The sequence below is a fragment of the Paenirhizobium daejeonense genome, from assembly GCF_014280875.1.
Lineage (GTDB): Bacteria > Pseudomonadota > Alphaproteobacteria > Rhizobiales > Rhizobiaceae > Allorhizobium > Allorhizobium daejeonense.
Window position 1 is genome coordinate 284237 of record NZ_JACLAL010000001.1, and the last position, 19262, is coordinate 303498.

Annotated in this window: 20 protein-coding genes; 6 read left to right on the plus strand and 14 right to left on the minus strand. The window is 62.4% G+C overall.

Annotated features, from left to right (window positions below):
• Window positions 1–45 precede the first annotated feature (45 nt).
• The 3 genes from H4I99_RS01270 to H4I99_RS01280 are packed head-to-tail and all read right to left on the minus strand — an operon-like array spanning window position 46 to window position 1904.
• On the minus strand, window positions 46–678 hold the full coding sequence (locus H4I99_RS01270) for a LysE family translocator (protein ID WP_163903889.1): 633 nt from the start codon (window positions 676–678) through the stop codon (window positions 46–48).
• 33 nt (window positions 679–711) lie between these two features.
• A complete protein-coding gene (locus tag H4I99_RS01275) occupies window positions 712–966 on the minus strand; it encodes an exodeoxyribonuclease VII small subunit (RefSeq protein WP_099056925.1) in 255 nt (84 codons plus the stop codon).
• A gap of 2 nt (window positions 967–968) precedes the next feature.
• The gene (locus tag H4I99_RS01280; RefSeq protein WP_163903891.1) at window positions 969–1904 is read right to left on the minus strand and encodes a histone deacetylase family protein; all 936 of its coding nucleotides are present in this window, start codon (window positions 1902–1904) and stop codon (window positions 969–971) included.
• Window positions 1905–2078: 174 nt separating this feature from the next.
• Between H4I99_RS01280 and H4I99_RS01285 the strand changes: the two genes are divergently transcribed.
• A complete protein-coding gene (locus H4I99_RS01285; RefSeq protein ID WP_163906124.1) occupies window positions 2079–2480 on the plus strand; it encodes an acyl-CoA thioesterase in 402 nt (133 codons plus the stop codon).
• Between the two features lie 332 nt (window positions 2481–2812).
• On the opposite strand, the gene H4I99_RS01290 is transcribed toward H4I99_RS01285, so the two are convergent.
• Entirely contained in the window at window positions 2813–4402 is a 1590-nt protein-coding gene (locus H4I99_RS01290; protein WP_163903893.1) for a helicase HerA-like C-terminal domain-containing protein, read from the minus strand.
• Between the two features lie 224 nt (window positions 4403–4626).
• Between H4I99_RS01290 and H4I99_RS01295 the strand changes: the two genes are divergently transcribed.
• Window positions 4627–5016, plus strand: coding sequence for a hypothetical protein (locus tag H4I99_RS01295; RefSeq protein ID WP_163903895.1), 390 nt, complete (start codon window positions 4627–4629; stop codon window positions 5014–5016).
• Window positions 5017–5102: 86 nt separating this feature from the next.
• Here the strand turns inward: H4I99_RS01295 and H4I99_RS01300 are convergent, their stop codons facing one another.
• The 5 genes from H4I99_RS01300 to H4I99_RS01320 all read right to left on the minus strand — a co-directional run bounded on the left by H4I99_RS01300 (window position 5103) and on the right by H4I99_RS01320 (window position 12070).
• Entirely contained in the window at window positions 5103–6830 is a 1728-nt protein-coding gene (locus H4I99_RS01300; protein ID WP_425314344.1) for a chloride channel protein, read from the minus strand.
• A gap of 290 nt (window positions 6831–7120) precedes the next feature.
• Window positions 7121–9637 carry a protein translocase subunit SecD gene (gene secD / locus H4I99_RS01305; protein WP_163903897.1) on the minus strand — a complete coding sequence of 839 codons (2517 nt, stop codon included), beginning with the start codon at window positions 9635–9637 and terminating at the stop codon, window positions 7121–7123.
• An 86-nt stretch (window positions 9638–9723) separates the two neighbouring features.
• Window positions 9724–10056 carry a hypothetical protein gene (locus H4I99_RS01310; protein WP_163903899.1) on the minus strand — a complete coding sequence of 111 codons (333 nt, stop codon included), beginning with the start codon at window positions 10054–10056 and terminating at the stop codon, window positions 9724–9726.
• Between the two features lie 182 nt (window positions 10057–10238).
• A complete protein-coding gene (locus tag H4I99_RS01315; RefSeq protein WP_163903901.1) occupies window positions 10239–11591 on the minus strand; it encodes a GAF domain-containing protein in 1353 nt (450 codons plus the stop codon).
• Complete coding sequence (locus H4I99_RS01320; RefSeq protein ID WP_163903902.1) at window positions 11588–12070, minus strand: hypothetical protein; 483 nt, start codon at window positions 12068–12070, stop codon at window positions 11588–11590. Before H4I99_RS01320 ends, H4I99_RS01315 begins: the two co-directional genes overlap by 4 nt.
• Window positions 12071–12238: 168 nt before the next feature.
• Here H4I99_RS01320 and H4I99_RS01325 point away from each other — a divergent pair, with 168 nt between their 5' ends.
• Both H4I99_RS01325 and H4I99_RS01330 read left to right on the plus strand, forming a co-directional pair.
• Window positions 12239–12970 (plus strand): hemerythrin domain-containing protein, encoded by a 732-nt coding sequence (locus H4I99_RS01325; RefSeq protein ID WP_163903904.1) that lies wholly within the window; start codon window positions 12239–12241, stop codon window positions 12968–12970.
• Between the two features lie 36 nt (window positions 12971–13006).
• Entirely contained in the window at window positions 13007–13612 is a 606-nt protein-coding gene (locus H4I99_RS01330; protein WP_163903906.1) for a YceI family protein, read from the plus strand.
• 20 nt (window positions 13613–13632) lie between these two features.
• Here H4I99_RS01330 and H4I99_RS01335 read toward each other — a convergent pair whose 3' ends face one another.
• On the minus strand, window positions 13633–14511 hold the full coding sequence (locus H4I99_RS01335) for a LysR family transcriptional regulator (protein WP_163903908.1): 879 nt from the start codon (window positions 14509–14511) through the stop codon (window positions 13633–13635).
• Window positions 14512–14611: 100 nt separating this feature from the next.
• On the opposite strand from H4I99_RS01335, the gene H4I99_RS01340 reads away from it, so the two are divergent.
• Both H4I99_RS01340 and H4I99_RS01345 read left to right on the plus strand, forming a co-directional pair.
• Window positions 14612–14914, plus strand: a complete 303-nt coding sequence (locus H4I99_RS01340; protein WP_163903910.1) for a putative quinol monooxygenase — start codon at window positions 14612–14614, stop codon at window positions 14912–14914.
• Window positions 14911–15213, plus strand: coding sequence for a DUF2798 domain-containing protein (locus H4I99_RS01345; protein ID WP_342345152.1), 303 nt, complete (start codon window positions 14911–14913; stop codon window positions 15211–15213). The genes H4I99_RS01340 and H4I99_RS01345 overlap by 4 nt, the downstream gene beginning before the upstream one ends.
• Before the next feature lie 33 nt (window positions 15214–15246).
• On the opposite strand, the gene H4I99_RS01350 is transcribed toward H4I99_RS01345, so the two are convergent.
• The 4 genes from H4I99_RS01350 to H4I99_RS01365 form a co-directional block, all read right to left on the minus strand.
• The gene (locus tag H4I99_RS01350; protein WP_163903911.1) at window positions 15247–16071 is read right to left on the minus strand and encodes an aldo/keto reductase; all 825 of its coding nucleotides are present in this window, start codon (window positions 16069–16071) and stop codon (window positions 15247–15249) included.
• Between the two features lie 113 nt (window positions 16072–16184).
• A complete protein-coding gene (locus H4I99_RS01355) occupies window positions 16185–16940 on the minus strand; it encodes an ABC transporter ATP-binding protein (protein WP_163903913.1) in 756 nt (251 codons plus the stop codon).
• On the minus strand, window positions 16934–18001 hold the full coding sequence (locus H4I99_RS01360; RefSeq protein ID WP_163903915.1) for a FecCD family ABC transporter permease: 1068 nt from the start codon (window positions 17999–18001) through the stop codon (window positions 16934–16936). Before H4I99_RS01360 ends, H4I99_RS01355 begins: the two co-directional genes overlap by 7 nt.
• Before the next feature lie 73 nt (window positions 18002–18074).
• On the minus strand, window positions 18075–19214 hold the full coding sequence (locus tag H4I99_RS01365) for an ABC transporter substrate-binding protein (protein WP_163903916.1): 1140 nt from the start codon (window positions 19212–19214) through the stop codon (window positions 18075–18077).
• Window positions 19215–19262 lie beyond the last annotated feature (48 nt).

A 19262-nucleotide genomic window follows, 5' to 3' on the forward strand; every position in this document is an offset into this window, starting at 1 on the left:
GTTATGCCTGATAAGGCGGCGTATATTTCTCCGCCGGGCCGGACCTCAGATGCGGGCCACGAATTCCCGGCGCACCTCGTCGGCGATGCGGATGCCGAAGAAGATCATGAAGGCGCCGGAGATGCGGTTGAGCACGGTCGTGACGCGGGCATACTGCCGGCGGCTGAACGGCGTCGAGAAGGCGAGTGCCACGAAGCTGTACCACAGGAAGGCCTGCAGGCCGATCACGCCGAGAACTGTGCCGTAGAACCAACCGGGCGCTCCGGCCGGAAGCACAACGCTGAATACGCTGGTCCAGAACACGGCCGATTTTGGATTGCTGAGCGTGGTCACAGCACCGGCAAGAAAGGGTGAGCGATAGACGGGCCTGCCGGTGTTTTCCAGACCGCCGCCGCGCGAACGCAGCATCTTCACGCCGACATAGATGAGATAGGCCGCACCCGCGAGGCGGACGATACGGTAAAGCTCGCCGGCCTGCATCAGCAGCATGCTGATGCCCGCAAGGCTGAGCGAAAGCCAGACGAGGGAAGCACAGGTGACGCCGAATGCGGCAACCAGCCCTGCTCGGCGGGAAACGCTGGCCGAGCAATAGCTGACCACCACCGTATTCGGCCCCGGCAGCATGGCCATCAGAATGTGGATGGCCATGAGATGCAGGAGCGTGGCGATGGGGTCCATATGCGGTTGGCCTGTGCCTTGGTGGGGTGAGGGTTATTCCCGGTCGAGCGGCTCGGTGCCCTGAACCTTGCCGGCGCGGTCGAGGCGGATCTTCTCGATCCGGTTTTCGGCGGCGTTGAGCAGGGCCTCGCAGTGCTTCTTCAGAAGTTCGCCGCGCTCATAGATCGTAATTGACTCGTCCAGCGCCACGTCGCCGCGTTCGAGCCGCGCGACGATGCTTTCGAGTTCGGCAACCGCCTTCTCGAAGGAATAGCCGGAGATATCGGCGGGAACGGCGCTTTCGGACATACTCAACCCTTCATCAGTCTCATGATATGCAGGCCCGCCGATTCGGCGAGACCTTCGAGATCATAGCCGCCTTCGAGAACGCTGACGACCCGGTTATGGGCGAAACGGTCGGCGACTTCCATCAACCGTCCCGTCGCCCAGTCGAAATCTTCGCCCACGAGGTTGATCTGCGCAAGCGGATCGCGGTGATGGGCGTCGAAGCCGGCCGAAATCAGGATCAGGTCGGGCGAAAAGTCGTGCAGCGCCGGCAGCACGCGGCTCTTGAAGGCCTCGCGGAAATGCTCCGAGCCGACATTGGGTGACAGCGGCGCATTCACCACGTTGTTCCTGATGCCGGTTTCGTCCTTCTTTCCCGTGCCGGGATAGAGCGGCATCTGATGGGTGGAGCAGAAGAGGACCGACGGATCGTCCCAGAAAATGTCCTGCGTGCCGTTACCGTGATGCACGTCCCAGTCGACGATGGCGACGCGCTCCACGCCATGCTTCTGCTGCGCATGCCGGGCGGCAATCGCCACCGTGTTGAAGAGACAAAAGCCCATGGCCTTCGCCTTCTCGGCATGGTGGCCCGGCGGGCGCGAGGCGACAAATGCATTGTCATGATCGCCGCCCATCACATCGTCGACGGCGGCCATCGCTCCGCCGATGGCGGTCAGCGCCGCCTTCAGGCTTTGCGGCGAGGCATAGGTGTCGTTCTCGATGCGGTTGATGCGGTCCTCTTCCTCGGGGATCTGCCGCATGATCGAGAAGAGGTATTCCTCCGGATGGACGAGCGTTACCGCATCCTCGTTGGCAATGGGCGCTTCCTTTCGGGCGAGCCCGGAAAAATTGGGATGCTCAAGCGCGATGTTGAGCGAACGCAGCCGGTCCGCCCGCTCGGGATGTCCGGGCGGCGTGTGATGCTCGAGGAAAACGGCATGTTCGTAGAGGCGTGTGGTCATCGATACAGGTCCTTCGGCCTGCGGCGAACATAGTGCAGCGCACGGTCATGATCCACCGTTGGTGCCATTTTTCCCCGAGACTTCGGAATGAACCGGAAAAGCCTTGCCCTTGTTATGACGGGCTGAATGGTCTTAGATGGCCTAAATTGGTTGGGAAACAGAGGCTTGGGTGTGATGGACGATATCGAGCGGGTGGAGGTTTCCGGATTTCGCGTACCCTTCCGCGACATCGACATGTATGGCCGCATGCACAACGCCGCCTATATCGTCCACGCGGAAGCGGCCCTTGCCCATTTCTGGCGCTACCGGCCTCCGCTGGAGGATGAGCCGCATTTCATCGCAAGCAAGATCGAGTGTCGTTTCCACCAGCCGCTAAGGCTCGACGACGAGGCGCGACTGACGGTGCATATCGACAAGATCGGCGGCAAATCCATCGGCTTCAGCGTGACCGTGGAAGCGGGAAACCGGCTCGCGGCCGAGATCGAAATGCTCTGGATCGCAACCGCCCCCGATACGGGCGAGCCGGTGCCGCTGCCGGAAGATATCCGCGACTGGCTCTACACCTACCTGCCGTGAAGCGCGCGGCGGCTTGGGCTGAAATCTCACCAGGCTTTTCGGAGGGCTACAGGAGGCCAGGCCTCAGGCGAGCATGATGCAATTATCGCGCCCGTCATTTCTGTGCTTGTTACAGGCATCCAGCCGGCGAGTGTCCACGAGCCGAAAAGACTCCAGGATTTATGGAGTGGCTGGAGTCTCCCGCGCGATAGACATCGCGCTGCTGGATGCCGTAACAAGTCCGGCATGACGGAGAAGATAGCTTGCGCCATGCTCAAACCGGGCTTGAGTGCAGTCCGAGACGGCCGCTGCCAGCGAGCGACCGCTCTCCCACCGCATCCAGTCGATCCCGATCAGCGACGCAGGCTGCCCAGAATCCCGCGCACGAGCGCACGGCCGACGGAAGTGGCGACAGAACGGGCCGCACTCTTCATGGCGGCCTCGATAACCGTTTCGCGCTGATAGCCGGAAGAGCGGCGCGTGCCGTTGCTGCCGTTCTTCGAGGTCGAACGCGGGGCTTCATCCTGGCTGTCATTGCCGAAGCCCGGCAGCGTCCAGCGGCCGGCGGCGCTGTCGTTGCTCCCGCTCTGGTTCGCCTGTTCCTCTGCCGCACGCTTGGCGGCTTCCGCTTCCGCTGCCTTGCGGGCGCGTTCCGTCAGGATCTCGTAGGCGGATTCCCGGTCGATATCCTTGTCGTACAGACCGGCGACCGGGCTGACATTGATGACAGCCTGCCGCTCGCTGTCTGAAAGCGGGCCGACGCGGCCCGATGGTGGGCGCACCAGCGTGCGCTCGACCATAGACGGGATACCCTTGTCCTGCAGCGTCGAAACCAGCGCCTCACCGGTGCCGAGCGTGGTGATCGCCGTTGCGCAGTCGAAGGCCGGGTTGGGTCGGAAGGTGTCGGCGGCGGTCTTCACGGCCTTCTGCTCACGCGGCGTATAGGCGCGCAGCGCATGCTGCACGCGGTTGCCAAGCTGTGCGAGAATGGTCTCCGGCACGTCGAGCGGGTTCTGGGTGACGAAGTAGACGCCGACGCCCTTGGAGCGGATCAGGCGCACGACCTGCTCGACCCGCTCGGTCAGCACCTTCGGCGCGTCGTTGAAGAGCAGATGCGCCTCATCGAAGAAGAAGACCAGCTTCGGCTTGTCCGGATCGCCCACTTCCGGCAGCTCTTCGAACAGTTCCGAAAGAAGCCAGAGCAGGAAGGTGGCGTAGAGCCGCGGGTTCATCATCAGCTTGTCGGCGGCCAGCACGGAAACCGCGCCGCGTCCGTCATTGGTCGTGCGCATGATGTCGGAAATTTTCAGAGCCGGTTCGCCGAAGAAGTGTTCGGCGCCCTGTTGCTCCAGCACCAGCAGACCACGCTGCAGTGAGCCGACCGACGACTTGGAGATCAGGCCGAACTGGTTGGAAAGCTCCGTCGCATGCTCGCCCATGTAGTTGAGGAGCGCCTGCAGGTCCTTGAGATCCATCAGCGGCAGCCCGCCCTGGTCGGCGATCTTGAAGGCGATGTTGAGCACGCCTTCCTGCGCTTCCGAGGCATCCATCAGGCGCGACAGCAGCAGCGGTCCCATCTCGGCGATGGTGGTGCGCACGCGGTGGCCCTTTTCGCCGTAGAGATCCCAGAAGATGACCGGGAATTCCTGAAAGGCGAAGTCGTTGAAGCCGATCTGTTCGGCACGCTTCGACACCCAGTCCTTGGCCTCTCCCATGGCCGCGATGCCGGAAAGGTCGCCCTTGATGTCGGCGCAGAACACCGGCACTCCGGCATTTGAGAAGCTCTCCGCCAGCACCTGCAGCGTCACCGTCTTGCCGGTGCCGGTAGCGCCTGTGACGATGCCGTGGCGATTGCCGAATTTCAGCTCCAGATATTCCGGCTTGTTGAGGCTGTCGTCCGGATTGCGGCTTGTGCCGATGTAGAGCTTCCCGTTCTCGAGCATGCCTGTCTTCCCTGTTTCCGTGCGCCCGACGGCGCAACGCCGGCATGCGACAACTTTCATCGATTCATCACCTTGCTCTTATAAGGATAGTGTGAAACATCGACAACAGCGCGTGGAACACAACCGGGCGAGGAAAACTGCTACGGGTCGCTGTCCGACGCTTGAGTTCGCAGAACAGTTCAATTACGTTGACGTTAACGTCAAATTTCCGCAGGAGGCAGACCATGAACGAACTCGTTACCCGCATCGCCGACAAGGTTGGCATTGAACCCGAGACTGCCGAAAAGGCCGTTGGCATGATGCTCGGCTTCCTGCAGCGCGAAGCTGCTGACGGTCCGGTCGCAAAGATGATCGAAGCCATTCCGGGCGCCATGGACCTTGTGGCCAAGTACAACGGCGAAGGTGAGGGTAAGGGCCTGCTCGGCGGCCTGATGAGCGCCATCGGCGGTGGCGGCATCATGGGCCTCGGCCAGCAGCTCATGGCCCAGGGCCTCGGCATGGGCGAGATCACAACGCTCGCCAAGGAAACCATCGTGGTTGCCCGCGAATATGCCGGCGATGAAGCGGTCGACGAAGTCGTCGCCTCCGTTCCGGGCCTCAGCCAGTTCGTCTGAGCCAGGCAACCCTCATTGAATCGAAAAGCCGTCGGGTGAAAGTCCGGCGGCTTTTTCTTTGCGGGCAGGATGGTTCTCGCCAAAGATCAGATCTCGCCTGACACCTCCTGCCTGCGGCGGTCCAGCTCTTCGCTGTAGCGTCTCAGCGTGTGGCTTTCGCTGAGCTGACCGATGACCTTCTGTTCGATCAGGTTGTTCACGACGGCAAGCGCTTCGCTGTGCGTCTCGTCGAACAGCGCCGCAGCCTGTTTGGCATTCATCTGGGGAAGGAGCACGTCCTTCCTGTTGCGCACGAATTCGACAATCCTCTTATCGGCCTCATCCTGCTCGACCAGCCCGCCATGGACCTCGGGAACCAGCACGATGCCTGCATATTTGCCGCTCTCATCCGTCAGTATGACCCTTTGGGTGGAGCCAAGGGGATAGACCTTCCTGAACTCCTTCACACTCATGTCGGCGTCTGCGGTCTTTACGTCGGCGCGCATCAGCTTGTCGACGGTGAGGTTCCGGATCCAGCCGACATCATGGGCGCTGCGTATCGTCTCTCCACGCAGATGGAAGCGCCAGGTCGCGAAGGAATAGCCGAAGGTGGTCCGCACGACGAAGGACGAGGTGATGACTGCCGCCAGCACCAGTGCCGTGATGGGAAAATCGCCCGTTACTTCCAGCGCGAGAAACGTCATGGTCAAAGGGCCGCCGATGACGGCAACGCCGAGGGAACTCATGCCGACGATGGCATAAATCACGGGCGTCAGCGTTGCCTCCTGGAAATAGGGAGCTGCGAAAGCGAAAAGCTTGCCGAGGAGTGCTCCCATGAACAGCGATGCAAAGAACAGGCCGCCCCGGAAGCCAGAGCCGATGGAAATCGCTGAAGCCAGCGCCTTCAACAGGAAAAGGCCAAGCAGTGCGATGACCGCTGTATCCTGCGCCAGGTTGAGGTGCAGGGCGCCATGGCCACCGGATAGGACCTGCGGCGAGATCATCCCCAGCACACCGACCGCGACACCACCCAGAACGGGTCGCAACGGCGGTGGGACCGAGCTTTTGCGCGCCAGTTCCTCGACGTAGGAAACAGTCTGCATGAGTGCGATGCCGACGACGCTGCAGACAATTCCGAGCAGGATCGCAGGTACGAAGTCGGCGGGGACCACAACACCGAATTCGCCGATGCTGACGATGAAATCGGGAGAGGCGAACAGGCGAACGGTCAAGGTGGCAACAAGCGCCGAGACCACCACCGGTGTCAGCGCCATGATGGTGTAGGAGCCGATGATCAGCTCGAAGGCATAGAAGGCGCCGGTCAGCGGTGCATTGAAGGCGGCCGCGATCGCACCAGCCGCCCCGCATCCGACCAGCATTCGCAGGTCCGAGCGCCGCAGCTTGAACCTGATCCCTAGCTTTGATGCGATGCCGGCGGCGAGCTGCGTGTAGCCGGCCTCAAGCCCCACCGATGCGCCGAAGCCATTGGAAATGATGTTCTGCACTGCAACGAGCACGCTGTCGGTCAGGGACAGACGTCCTCCGTGAAGGGCATTCGCTTCGATCGGATCGACCAGTTTCCGCTTTCGCTTGCTGGCGAGAACATAAAGCAGGAGGCCGAGCAGGATCCCGCCGCCGATCGGAGCGATGAGAAGGGTGAGGTCGTTTTCGAATTGCGAGGAACTGAGCCTTGCAGAAGGTTCGATACCGAAGATCACGCGGTGCATGAGGGTAGTCATGTAGCTCATGGCCAGGACCACCAGTCCGGCCAACAGGCCGACGACGGCGCCGGCCGCCGCAAGGCCGAATTCGGTGCGGCGGGTTATCAGCGCCATACGCTCCAGGCTGAACATCCGCCGCAGACGCGACAGGCGAAAGTTTCCCGGACTTACAAAGCTCTTGCCGTTACCCGTCACGCTAGCTGACCACCTATCCCGATCGAGTTTCGCCTTTCAGGCCGACGTCATATCGACAGGCCCGGTGACGATCCACCTCTGAATGGCAAAGCAGTGCAGATATGTCCAGTCTTGCCCGGACGACCGGCGCCTCGGCACGGCAAAGGAAATTCGTGTCGGTGATGCTGCCTTGGGAGCCGGCGACGTGCAGCGCCGCCGGCCTTGTTCGTTCAGCCCTGTTCCGCCTGCGGCTCGCCGGCTGCTGCGTGGGTCTTCTGCCTGCGGGTGCGCCAGTCGCCCAGGAAGAGCAGGATGGGTGCTGCGATGAAGACGGAAGACGATGCCGCGATGAAGATGCCGAAGATCATCGGAACGGCGAAGCTTTCCACCGCGCTGCCGCCCCAGATCGCCATGGGCAGCATGGCGAGGAAGGCGGTGGCCGAGGTATAAAGGCTTCGGGCCAGCGTTTCGTTGATCGACAGGTTGATCAGGTCGCGGAAGGGCATGGATTTGTAGAGCCGCATGTTTTCTCGCATGCGGTCGTAGACCACGACCTTGTCGTTCACCGAATAGCCGACCAGCGTCAGCAGTGCCGCGATTGCCGTCAGGTTGAAGTCCAGTCCCGTCAGCGCGAAGAAGCCGATCGTCTTCGTCACGTCGAGCACGAGCGTCGCGATCGCGCCGACGGCGAACGGCCAGTCGAAGCGGACCCAGATGTAGACCAGCATAGCAAGGCTGGCGAGCACGACTGACAGGATGCCGGCGGTTGCCAGTTCGCCACTGACCTTCGGGCCGACGACTTCGGTGCGCTCGATCTTGGCGCTTGGGTTGATCTCGGCGATCTTCGCGCGAACTTTCTCGACGGCTTCGGTCTGTGCCGTTTCAGGGCCGTGCTGGCGTTCGAGACGTAGCAGCATGTGGTTGCGGTCGCCGAATTCCTGAAGCGCGACTTCCCCGAGGCCGAGGCTTTCGATGCCGGAACGATAGACGGCGAGATCGGCCGGCTCCTGCGTCGATACCTCGATCTGGATACCGCCCTTGAAGTCGACCCCGTAGTTCAGGCCGGGCGAGATGAAGAGCGCGATGGAGGTGATCGACAGCACGGCGGAAATGCCGATGCCGACGAGGCGGGCCTTCATGAAGTCGATCTTCGTGCCGTCCTTGATCAGCTTGAGCGGCAGCAGCGGTCGGATGTTGATCGTCTTCATCTTGTAGCGGTTGGCGATCGCCACCATGGCGACACGGACGACCGAGACGGCCGTGAACATCGAGATCGCGATGCCGAGGCCCATGGTCACGGCAAAGCCGCGAACCGGGCCGGAGCCGAACCAGAACAACAGCACGGTTGCGATCAGCGCGGTGACGTTACTGTCGATGATGGTCGAATAGGCCTTGTCGAAACCGAGATCGATGGCGGCAAAGGCGCTTCGGCCCTTGCGGCATTCTTCCCGGATACGCTCGTTGATGAGAACGTTGGCGTCCACGGCAAGACCGATGCCGAGCACGATACCGGCGATGCCGGGCAGCGTCAGCGTTGCGCCGAAGAGCGTCAGACCGGCGAATGTCAGGATGACGTTGAGGGTCAGCGCGATGACCGCCAGCAGCCCCCAGCTGCCATAGAGTGCGATGATGAAGCCGACGACGAGGGCAAAGCCGACGAGGCCGGACATGATGCCCATCTCGATGGCGTCGCTGCCGAGATCGGCGCCGACGGTGCGTTCCTCGATGACGGTCAGCTTGGCTGGCAACGCGCCGGCGCGCAAGAGGGCGGCGAGCGTCGTTGCGTCGGAAACCGTGAAGGCGCCGGAGATCTGGCCGGAGCCGCCGGTAATCGGCTCCCGGATGACGGGCGCGGAGAGCACCTTGTCGTCGAGCACGATGGCAAACGGATTGCCGACATTCTCGCGGGTGATCTGGGCAAAACGGGTGGCGCCCGTCTGGTCGAAGCGGAAGCTGACGACCGGCTGGTTGTTCTGCTGGTCGAAAGCGACCCGCGCATCCGTCAGGCGGTCGCCCGAAAGCAGCACGCGCTCCTGGACGGGATAGGTCTGGCCGCGTTCGTCCTGCAGCATGCGGACGCCTCGGTCGCCCTGGTTGCCGAGTAGATGGAAGCTCATCTTGGCGGTCGAGCCGAGCAACGCGCGAAGGTTGGTCGGGTCCTGCTCGCCCGGAAGCTGGACGAGAACCCGGTCGCCGCCGACGCGCTGGATCGTCGGCTCGGCGACGCCGACCTGGTCGACACGCTGGCGGATGATTTCAAGGCTCTGGTCGACGGCGCTGGACATCCGGTGGGTGATGCCGTTGTCCGACGGCTTGACGGTAATGCCGTTGTCGCCGGAATCGGTGATGTCTAGGTCAAGGCCGGTACGGACGCCGACTGTGACCTGATTGCCGAGCTTTTCCAGTTCCTGCTTTGCCGCTGTTCGCTGCGAGGGATCGGCGAGCGTGATCAGGATGGCGTTGCCCTGGCGCTGGACCGTGCGTGTGTCGATCTTGGCATCGCGCAGGCTGGACCGCGATTCCTGCATCAGATTCTGCAGCCATTCGTTTTCAAGCGAAGGGCGATCGACTTCCAGAACCAGATGCGAGCCGCCGCGCAGGTCGAGACCGAGCGACACCTTCTGGTGCGGTAGCCAACTAGGCAGGCTTGCAAGAGTCTTGTCGGACAGAACGTTGGGCAGCGCGACGAGCATGCCCGCGAGGATGATGAGGATATAGCTCACCACCTTCCATGTGGAGTTTCTCAATTTTATGCATCCATTTGTGCGGTCAGCGAACAGCCATGGCTGTCCGACCGCGTTTACGATGTGCCGATGAAATGTCGGATGAAGGATCAGGCGGCCTTGAACGGAGGCGCGCGCGGATTGAAGGCGCTTGGTGGCGCGAGATGATCGGGATTGCGGCCCCGCTCGATGGTTTGCAAAGCCCACACGGACACAGGCAGTTCAATACCGTGTACGGCACCGGAGGCATCGGGATTGTCCGATGTCCGCGCCTTGCTACCCTGTCGCTGATCTGCTGTCAGGACGATACGGGCAGGATCGCGCTTGCCGGCAAGCGCGGGCTTGGAACTGGTGGACAGGGCGTCCACCGATTGCGTCCGCCGCGTGTCGATGTCCGGCCATGGGGTTGCGCTCGCCACGGCAAACAGAGCAGCAAACAACATACACATCAGCCCCGACACGGCAGCTGCCGCGGCGCTGAGATGCGAATTTTCCTGCTCTGTCGAAGCGTTTCCTATGGCGCGATATCCTCGTGTCGCCGCCATTTATGGCACAAGAGCGTGCAGAAAGCCATTGGAGGACGTCAGACTCGCGATTTCCCACGAAAGATCGGCTGAATCGCCGGCTATTCCTCCACGACCACAAGTTCCGGCATGCCCTCGATCTCGAACCGAATGTGGCCGCGCTCGGCGCGTCCGAGACGGATAGGGCCGCCTTTTTCCTCAAGCCGCCGTCGAAGCAGGATGAGACGCGTTTCCAGATTGTCCTTGAAGTCGGGAAGCTGCAGGTTCCGGTCGCGGCGGATCTCGCGGTTGAGGAAATCCTGCCGCCCGCTTTTGGCATATTCCTCGACGAAATGCTTCAGCAGCCGGCCCGGCACGCCGCGGATCAGGTAGTCATTGTTGATGAAGATCGAGCCGTCGCGGGGATAGAAGCGGATACGCAGCGGCCCTGTGGCCGAAGGGATAGCATCGACCGGCGCCGGCTCCTCCGTTTCTACCTCGCTCTCCGGCCGGTCGCGTTCCTGCCCCGCCAGCGTCATCGAGAGCGCCAGATGCCCCGCAACAATACACAGCGCCTCTTCGTCGCGGTGGCGGAAGGCAAACGCCTGCTCGGCCTCTACGAACAGTACGCCGACGAGCCGTCCCTGCGCCACCATCGGCACGGCGAGCTGGCTGAGCGGCGAGGCAAGCGCCGGCAGCGGCAGCGGGTCCACGCCGGTGATGCCGCTTGCTGAACCGACGGCGTTGACGTAGCGCCGGCTGCGGCGAAAATCGCTGATGCGCACCGGCCGGCATGTCGCTGCCGCCATACCGATCACGCCGGCGCCGAACGCGACTTCCGAACCGAAGCCGAAGCGGTCATAGCCGCGGCTGGCAATGGTCGAAAGCAGCTTCCGCTCATCGTCCGGCACCAGAACCATCGAGTGCCGGAAGCCGAAGAGTGTCTCCAGTCCTTCCAGCGCCTTGTCCAGCAGATGCTCGGCATCGGTTTCCGCCGCAAGCTGCACGGTGAGTCGGCGGGTGAGATCCAGATGGTCGCGCCGATCCTCCGCCTCCGGCGAGGGCTCCTCCAGAGGGTGGGCCGGTGGCACGAGCCGACAGTCCTCCACCCGGTAGATGTCGACCGCTCTGAGCTTCATGATCCCGCCCATGCCTTGTTCCACGCTCATCACGTCGAGATGCGCGCTGACGGTTTCGAACACCTGGCCTTCGGTCATCGAGGTCTCGTAGACGAGGTCGAGGATGTATTGCAGGCCGAGATGCCCGTCGACCACCATGACGGTGGCGAGGCCGTTCACCGCCACATTCTCCGCCGTCTTGGAGAAGAACTGGTTGGAAAGCGCCACGTGGCTGTCATCGATGTAATAGACATGCGACAGGTATGAGGCGTTCGGCATGCCCTCCCGGTCGGTGGTCGCGATGACGGAGGGTATCACGCCCTCGAAAGCGTCGCGGATGGTGCTGAGCCGTATCATGGCTTTGTGTTTCCGGTTTCGCCAAGCCGGCGTCCGGCCTCAGGGCCCGGCGTCTGGACGAACAGGTCGCGCGGAAAGAAGGTGATACGCACGAGGTCGCGATCACTGAGCGTGCTGGAAAGCTGCAGTCGGCTTACCCCGAGCGCGCCCATTTCGGCAAGCATGTCGGAGACGTATTGGCTGCCGCGGGCCTCATCGATGGTGTCGGCTTCGCGTACCTCAATGATCGGTCCCTTGATCTGGTAGGCCTTGTAATTGTCCGGCTTTACGAAGGTGGCCGAGATCGGCGCTTCGGGCACGGCATGCGCTACTGCATCGGGCCACTGGCTGGCGGAGACCAGAAGCGAAATTCGTCCATTGGCGGAATCGAAACGCGCGCCCGTCGCCCGGCCGATCATCGGCCGATGGGCGTCGTTGCGAGTGGCGATGAGGATCATCACCCGCCCCTCGATGAAACTTGCGACCCCCGCCTCGATCACCGCTCTTCCCCTGTTTGAGCGCAATCTTAGGAAAATAGGAAAATTTTAGCAACGAGCCGCCGTCGTTAGGAAGCATTTAGGAAGCGGGTCGAGGCGGGGTGTCCTAAGAGCCTGCCCATCGCACCGGCGGGCTGTTCCGTCCGGGCTGAAGACAAGGAGGAAAACCCCATGACCCATGACGTTTCCCATAGCGTTTCCCACGGCGTTTCAATGACCGCCATTCCCGATCTCTCCGGCCGTTACGATCTCTACGGCGCCATTCACAAGGGCCTGCGCAAGGCCGGCTGTGACATGCTTTGCCGCATCGGTTCGACCGATTTCGAAAACCCCGACGAGGCCGAAACCGTGCTCGGCAACCTGCGCAGCTTCATCGTCTTCGCAGCCTCCCATGTGATGCATGAGGACGAGCATATTCACGGCGTTTTGCGGGCGCGCGGTGCTTCGACCACCACAATCGAGGACCAGCACGACGATCACCGCGCCGCCTTCGCCACGCTCGAAAAACTGGCGAGCGACATCGAGAAGGCCTGGCCGATGCACAAGCAGGCGGCCGGTCGCAAGCTCTACCTCGCCTTCGCCGCCTATCTTGCGGAAGACCTTGCTCACATGCACGAGGAGGAAACGGTAACGGCTCCGGAACTCTGGAGGATCTGCACAGACGAGGAACTCGCGACGATCGAGATGCACATCGTCGCCTCCATGTCGCCGGAAAAGAACATGGCCTTCCTGCGCCTGATGGTGCCGGCCATGAACCCGGCGGAGCGGGCCGCGATGCTTTCCGCCATGCAGCAGAACACGCCGCCGGAAATCTTCTGCGCCATCATCGAGTTCGCCGTTCGCCCGAGCCTTTCCGAAAAGGCTTTCAGCGATCTCTCGGACCGGATCGCGCTCGCCGCTTGATCGCGGCAGCAGCGTAACCATGAAGGAAACCACCAGATGTACAGACTTGCCCTCGTTTTTCTCCTCGCCGCCCCGGTTCAGGCCTTGGCCGAGGCGGCGACAAAGCCGGCGCCCAGCGGGACCTACGTTTCCGATCCTGCTCACACAAGCCTGACATGGCGGATCAGCCATTTCGGCTTGTCCAACTATACCGCGCGCTTTTCCACCGTCAGCGCAAATCTTGCGTGGGATGCGGAAAACCCTGCGCAATCAAAGCTCTCGGTTTCGATAGACCCGACTTCGGTCAAAACGGATTTTCCCTTCCCGCAGGTCGAGGATTTCGACAGGAAGATCGGCGCGACGCCTGATTTTTTGGCCGGAAAGCCGATTTCGTTTAAGGCCAACAGCATCACACTGACGGGCGAGAACACCGGCACCGTGACCGGCGACCTGACGTTTCGCGGGGAAACCCATCCCGTGACCCTTAACGTCCGTTTCAACGGCTCCGTTGCCAAGCACCCGATGGACAAGCTGCCACGGCTCGGTTTCTCCGCGACCGGCATCGTCAAGCGCACCGACTGGGGTCTCGATTTCGCGGTCCCCGCCCTCGGCGAGGACGTGGCGCTTCAGATCGAGACCGAGATGGTGCCGCCGAAGAAATGACCGGAAATTCCGGGCGGCGATCATTGCCCGGATGGCCCGTCTCGGCCTCGCCGTTCCGGCCGCAGGCATTCGGCGAGAAAACCGACCGTCGCGGCAATCGTGTCGCTGTCGCGCAGGTCGTGATGATAGGTGAGGTAGATATCCCGCGTGATGTGTTCTCCCTCACCGCCGGCGACCTGCAGGCCGTAGGTTGCTGCGACGAAATCGGGCAGGGCGGCGATGCCGACGCCTGCTGCGGCGGCTGCGCATTGAACGCTGAGATCGTTGGTTCGAAGCACCGTCTCCCGGCCGGCCGAAATGCGTTTGAGCCAGACCTGCTGGGGCGTTTCGTCCAGTAATTCGTCGAACAGGATGAAGCCGTATTGCTCGGGCTTTCTCGTCGCGAGATAGGCAGGGGAGGCGAGGAGCAGGTAACGCACGCTGCCGGCCCTGCGGATGATGAGGCTGGGATCGGTGGGCCGGCTGAGACGGACGGCGATATCTGCCTCGCGCCGGGTCAGCGAGACGTTGCGCACATCGGCCACCAGCCGCAGCCTGATGCGTGGCCTCGCTTCGTAGAAAGCCGCGATCCTCGGCGTCAGGAAAAATGAGGTCAGCACCGGCGGCGCGCTCACCGAAATCTCCACCGGCGCCTCGCCCTCGGTTTCGAGGATATCGCGTTCCAGCGCGAAGACTTCGCCCTCCATGCGCCGCGCCCGTTCGGCAACCAGCCGACCCTTTTCCGTCAGCAGGTAGCGGCGGGGGCGCCGGTCGAAGAGCCGGATACCGGCCTTCTCCTCCAGCGCCTGCACCCGGCGTGCGACGGTGGCGTGATCGACTTTGAGGCGGCGGGCAGCAGCCGATAGCGAACCTTCGTCCGCAAGCGCCACGAAAAAGCGGAGATCGTCCCAATCCAGCATTGTGCGAATTTGCCCATTTGATGTGCCGTATTAGGGAATAGCGCCCAATGCGGCTCTCGGGCAATAGCAGACCAGAACCGCTGGAAAAAGGAGTTTACCCATGACGGACAATCAGGAAACCCGCCGCCTGAGGCGCGTCGTTCGGCTGACGATGGAGCCGGGAAGGCAGGAAGAGTTGCGCCTCGCGCTTCTGGATCTGCGCAAGGATACGGTTGAAGAGCCGGGTTGCGCGGAATTCGATTTCTACCGCTCGCTGGCTGACGATGCGGCTTTCCTGCTGGTCGAGGATTTCGCCGACAATGCCGCGCTGGAAGAGCATCTGGCCAAGCCCTACACTCAGGCCTTCTTCAAGCTGGGCTTCCTCAGATCCGCCGAGCCCATCTCGCGGGAGTGGCTGGCGTGAGCGGGGTGACGCCTGCCGCTCTCGCGGTTGAAAAGCCCGCCCGCGCGGGACGCCGGAAGCTGCCGGCACGTAGCCGGCATATCGTCATGCCTATGATCCTGTCTTTCCTGATGTCCGGGATCGTGGCCTCTATCGCCACGATCCGCGCCACGGGAATGGCGCCGGATCTCGGCGCCATTATCCTGCAGGCATGGGCGATGTCTTACGTCGTGGCCTTTCCCACGGCGCTGGTGGTCATGCCCATCGTCCGCTGGATTGTTGACCTGATCGTCGAGGCGCCAGGCGGACGGATCGGCTGAGCGGGAAACGCTCGCCGTTCAATCCCGGTTAGCTCAATCCCAAGCCGGGGCGAGGTTTCCCGGATTGACGATCCGCCCATCGGGGCGGGCGAGCCCGTGGATTGCGTCCATCTCTTCGGCCGAAAGCGAGAAATCGAACACGGCGAAGTTTTCCGCCAGCCGGCTTTCGGTCGAGGTCTTGGAAAGCGCGATCACGCCCTGCTGCTGGATCGCCCAGCGCAGCACCACCTGTGCGGCGGTCTTTCCGTGGCGCGCTCCGATGTCCTGAAGCAGGGTATCCTTCGGTACGCGACCGTCTGCCATGAGATAATAGGCCGTCACCGACATGCCGTAGCTGCGGGCGGCCGAAAGCACGGCGGTCTGGTCGATGTAAGGATGGTACTCGACCTGGTTGGTAACGATCGGCGCCTTGGAAAGCCGCACGGCTTCCGCCATCAGCGCGGTATTGTAGTTCGACACGCCGATGTGCCGGACCTTCCCGGCATCGACCAGCGCGTTGAGCGAGCCGATCTGGTCGGCAAGCGGCACGGGGCTCTTCGGCCAGTGCAGGAGCAGCAGATCGACATGGTCGGTCTTGAGTTTCTTCAAGCTTTCATCCACCGAGGGGATGAAGTCCTTGTCGGCGAATTTGTCGACCCAAACCTTGGTGGTGAGGAAGATATCGCCGCGCGGAATGCCGGAATTTTTCAGGACCTCACCGACTTCCGCCTCGTTGCCGTAGATCTGGGCGGTGTCCACATGCCGGAAGCCGACTTTTAGCGCCAGGGGTAGGATCTTGAGGATTTCAGGACCGGGAACACGGAAGGTTCCGAAACCGAGAGCAGGGATGTGAGCGCCGTTCGCAGTAACGATCTGCATGGAAATCTCCTTTGGGTGCAAATGTAAAAAGGCCCGAGACGATGCCCGGGCCATAGGCCTGACCTTAAAATGAGCCGTTCGCCGCCGACTTCAAGGCTGGCGGCGTGATAAAGCTAGCCCAATGCGGAATCGACAATCACCAGCGGCCGCCCCTGCGTGCAGTTCTCGATGCGGGCGTCGACCCGGTAAACTTTGCGCAGGAGGTCAGCGGTGATAACCTCTGTCGTCGGGCCGCTTGCCACGAGCCGGCCATTGGCCACCACCATCGCCTGATCGCAGTAGCGCATGGCGTGGTTGAGGTCGTGCAGCGCGATCAGCACGGCGATGCCGCTCTCACGCGCGAGTTCGCGCATGTAGTGCAGCACCTCGATCTGGCGGAAGAGATCGAGCGCGGAGGTTGGCTCGTCCATCAAAAGGATATCCGGCTTGCGTACCAGCGCCTGGGCGATGGCGACGAGCTGGCGCTGGCCGCCCGAGAGCTGGCCAAGGTCGCGGAAGGCGAGATCGGAGATCTTGAGAGACGACAGGATGCGGTCGATATCGGCGAGTTCGTCGTCGGCGACCTTCCAGCCGGACCCCTGCTTGGCGGCCAGCAGCACGGATTCGTAGACGGTCAGGACGGCGTTCGCGCCTGTGTCCTGCGGCATGTAACAGATCGGTCGAGAGAGTGCACTCTCGCCGCTCAGATGCACCACGCCTTCGCCTTTGAGCAGGCCGGCGATGCGCTTGAACAGCGTCGACTTGCCGGCGGCGTTCGGACCGATCACAGCCGTCAGCCCGCCGCCCTCGATGATGCCGGTGGAGATGTCTTCGAAGATCCGGTTGCTGCCGTAGCGAGCGCCGAGGCTTTCGAGTCTGAGGGCTACCATGCGCGCCTCCGGTTGGTGAAGATCAGCGAGAAGAAGAAGGGAACGCCCACGAGCGCGGTGATGACCCCGATCGGCAGGATCGCGCCGGGGATCAGCATCTTCGAGACGACGGAGGTGACAGAGAGCAGCAGCGCGCCGCAGATCAGCGATCCCGGCAGGAAGAAGCGCTGGTCTTCGCCGACCACCATGCGGGCGATATGCGGACCGACGAGCCCGATGAAGCCGATGGTGCCGACGAAGGAGACGGGAATGGCCGCCAGCAGGCTGACGAGCATCATGGTCTCCAGCCGGAGCCGCTTGACGTTGACGCCGAAGGATGCGGCCTTGTCGTCGCCGAGACGCAGCGCCGTCAGCGCCCAGGCGTTGCGCGCGAAAAGCGGCACGCAGACAACCAGCACGACGCCGGTAACCGCAACCTTGGTCCATGTCGCCTTGGTGAGCGAACCCATGGTCCAGAACACGACCGCGGCAAGCGCCTGTTCTGAAGCGAGGTATTCGAGCAGCGAGAGCAGGGCGTTGAAGGTGAAGACCAGCGCGATGCCGAGCAGCACGATGGTCTCCACCGTGACGCCGCGCAGCGTCGAGACGCCGTAGATGAACAGCGACGCCGCCATGGCCATCAGGAAGGCGTTGATCGGGATCATGAACTGGACGGCGGTCGGGAAGATCGCAACGCCTGCCACCAGCCCGAGCGCTGCGCCGAAGCCTGCGGCGGCGGAAATGCCAAGCGTGAAGGGGCTCGCCAGTGGATTGGCGAGGATCGTCTGCATCTGTGCGCCCGCGAGCGAAAGACAGGCGCCGACGGTGACCGCCATCAGCGCCACCGGCATGCGAATGTCCCAGATCACCACCCGCAACTGGTCGCCCGCGGAGGACGGCCACAGGATGGTGGAGACGACTTCGTTCAGCGTGTAGCGGGCCGGGCCGAGCGCCATATCGGCTGCGACGCTGACGAGGAGCGCGGCCAACATCAGGCCGAGGATCGTCAGACGCCGGGCGGAGATCGCCCGATATTGGTTGCGCCCCTCGATTGCAGGCATGGTTTCGGTCGCAACAGCCATCAGTGCATCCTTCCGTCTTGCGTTCTTATCCGGGTGGAGGGCCGGCGACATGCGTTGCCGGCCCGTTCCGGGTTCAGAGGCCGGCCTTCAGCGAGGCAAAATAACCGGTGTGGTAGGCGACCGGCAGGAAGCGCTCATGCAGTTCCTTGAATGTCGCTTCCGGGTCGAGATCGGCAAACAGGTCCGGATGCAGCCATTTCGCGATCTGCTGCACGGCGACGAACTGGTACGGGCTGTTGTAGAACTGGTGCCAGATGGCGTGGATATTGCCCTCCGAGACGGCTTCGATGCCGGTGAAGGCGGGGCGCTTCATCAGGGCCGCGAGCTTTTCCTCGGCCTTGGCCTTGTCTGCGCCCGGGCCGACGCCTACCCATGCGCCACCCGGCACGTAGAGTTCCCAGTTCGCGCCGGTGACGATTACCTGATCCGGGTTGGAGGCGATGATCTGCTCGGGGTTCACCGTGCCGAAGGTGCCGGGGATGATGTCCTTGGCCAGGTTGATGCCGCCGGCAAGCTCGACCATCTTGCCGAAGTTCTCATCGCCGAAGGACATGCAGCAATCGTCGGAATAACCGCCGGCGCGCTCCATGAAGACCACCGGCTTCTTGATATCGCCGGCCTTGGCGAGCGTGTCGGTGACGCGGGCGAGCTGGTCGTCGTGGAACTTCACGAACTCCTCGGCGCGCGCTTCCTTGCCGAACAGCTTGCCGATGATGCGCATGGATTCATCGGTGTTCTGCATCGGCTTCTCACGGAAGTCGATGTAAACAAGCGGAATGCCGACCTTGGCGAGTTTCTCGATATAGCCGCTTTCCTCGGTCGCCGACTTCGCTTCCGTGTTCATGATGATGACGTCGGGCTTGAGAGCCACGGCCTGCTCGATGTCGAATGTGCCGTCCTTCATGCCGCCGAAGGTCGGGATCTTCGCCATCTCCGGGAACTTCTGGAGATAGATGTTGTAGCCGTCGAGGTCGGCCTTCTGGAAGTCGTCTCGCCAGCCGACGACGCGCTTGAACGGCGCATCCGTATCGAGCGCGCCGGTGAAATAGATCTGGCGGCCTTCACCGAGAATGACCCGCTCCACGGGAACATTGACTTCGACTTCACGACCCGTGATGTCCTTGATCCTGATCGTCTCACCTGCTTCCGCGATACCTGAAAAAAGCGCGAGCGAAATCGTGGCGGCGGTGGCCACCCTGTTCAAATGGAGCACGTCGTCCTCTCCTGTTCCGTGGAATTCGGTGCGATCTATTATTTTATG

Excerpts from the sequence above, each read along its gene's own strand:
- H4I99_RS01280 (WP_163903891.1), bottom strand. The coding sequence starts at position 1,904 with ATGACCACACGCCTCTACGAACATGCCGTTTTCCTCGAGCATCACACG.
- H4I99_RS01295 (WP_163903895.1), top strand. The coding sequence starts at position 4,627 with ATGAACGAACTCGTTACCCGCATCGCCGACAAGGTTGGCATTGAACCC.
- H4I99_RS01340 (WP_163903910.1), top strand. The coding sequence starts at position 14,612 with ATGACGGACAATCAGGAAACCCGCCGCCTGAGGCGCGTCGTTCGGCTG.
- H4I99_RS01290 (WP_163903893.1), bottom strand. The coding sequence starts at position 4,402 with ATGCTCGAGAACGGGAAGCTCTACATCGGCACAAGCCGCAATCCGGAC.
- H4I99_RS01310 (WP_163903899.1), bottom strand. The coding sequence starts at position 10,056 with ATGTTGTTTGCTGCTCTGTTTGCCGTGGCGAGCGCAACCCCATGGCCG.
- H4I99_RS01350 (WP_163903911.1), bottom strand. The coding sequence starts at position 16,071 with ATGCAGATCGTTACTGCGAACGGCGCTCACATCCCTGCTCTCGGTTTC.
- H4I99_RS01360 (WP_163903915.1), bottom strand. The coding sequence starts at position 18,001 with ATGGCTGTTGCGACCGAAACCATGCCTGCAATCGAGGGGCGCAACCAA.
- H4I99_RS01300 (WP_425314344.1), bottom strand. The coding sequence starts at position 6,830 with ATGGCGCTGATAACCCGCCGCACCGAATTCGGCCTTGCGGCGGCCGGC.
- H4I99_RS01330 (WP_163903906.1), top strand. The coding sequence starts at position 13,007 with ATGTACAGACTTGCCCTCGTTTTTCTCCTCGCCGCCCCGGTTCAGGCC.
- H4I99_RS01315 (WP_163903901.1), bottom strand. The coding sequence starts at position 11,591 with ATGATACGGCTCAGCACCATCCGCGACGCTTTCGAGGGCGTGATACCC.
- H4I99_RS01275 (WP_099056925.1), bottom strand. The coding sequence starts at position 966 with ATGTCCGAAAGCGCCGTTCCCGCCGATATCTCCGGCTATTCCTTCGAG.
- H4I99_RS01335 (WP_163903908.1), bottom strand. The coding sequence starts at position 14,511 with ATGCTGGATTGGGACGATCTCCGCTTTTTCGTGGCGCTTGCGGACGAA.
- H4I99_RS01285 (WP_163906124.1), top strand. The coding sequence starts at position 2,079 with ATGGACGATATCGAGCGGGTGGAGGTTTCCGGATTTCGCGTACCCTTC.
- H4I99_RS01270 (WP_163903889.1), bottom strand. The coding sequence starts at position 678 with ATGGACCCCATCGCCACGCTCCTGCATCTCATGGCCATCCACATTCTG.
- H4I99_RS01325 (WP_163903904.1), top strand. The coding sequence starts at position 12,239 with ATGACCCATGACGTTTCCCATAGCGTTTCCCACGGCGTTTCAATGACC.
- H4I99_RS01355 (WP_163903913.1), bottom strand. The coding sequence starts at position 16,940 with ATGGTAGCCCTCAGACTCGAAAGCCTCGGCGCTCGCTACGGCAGCAAC.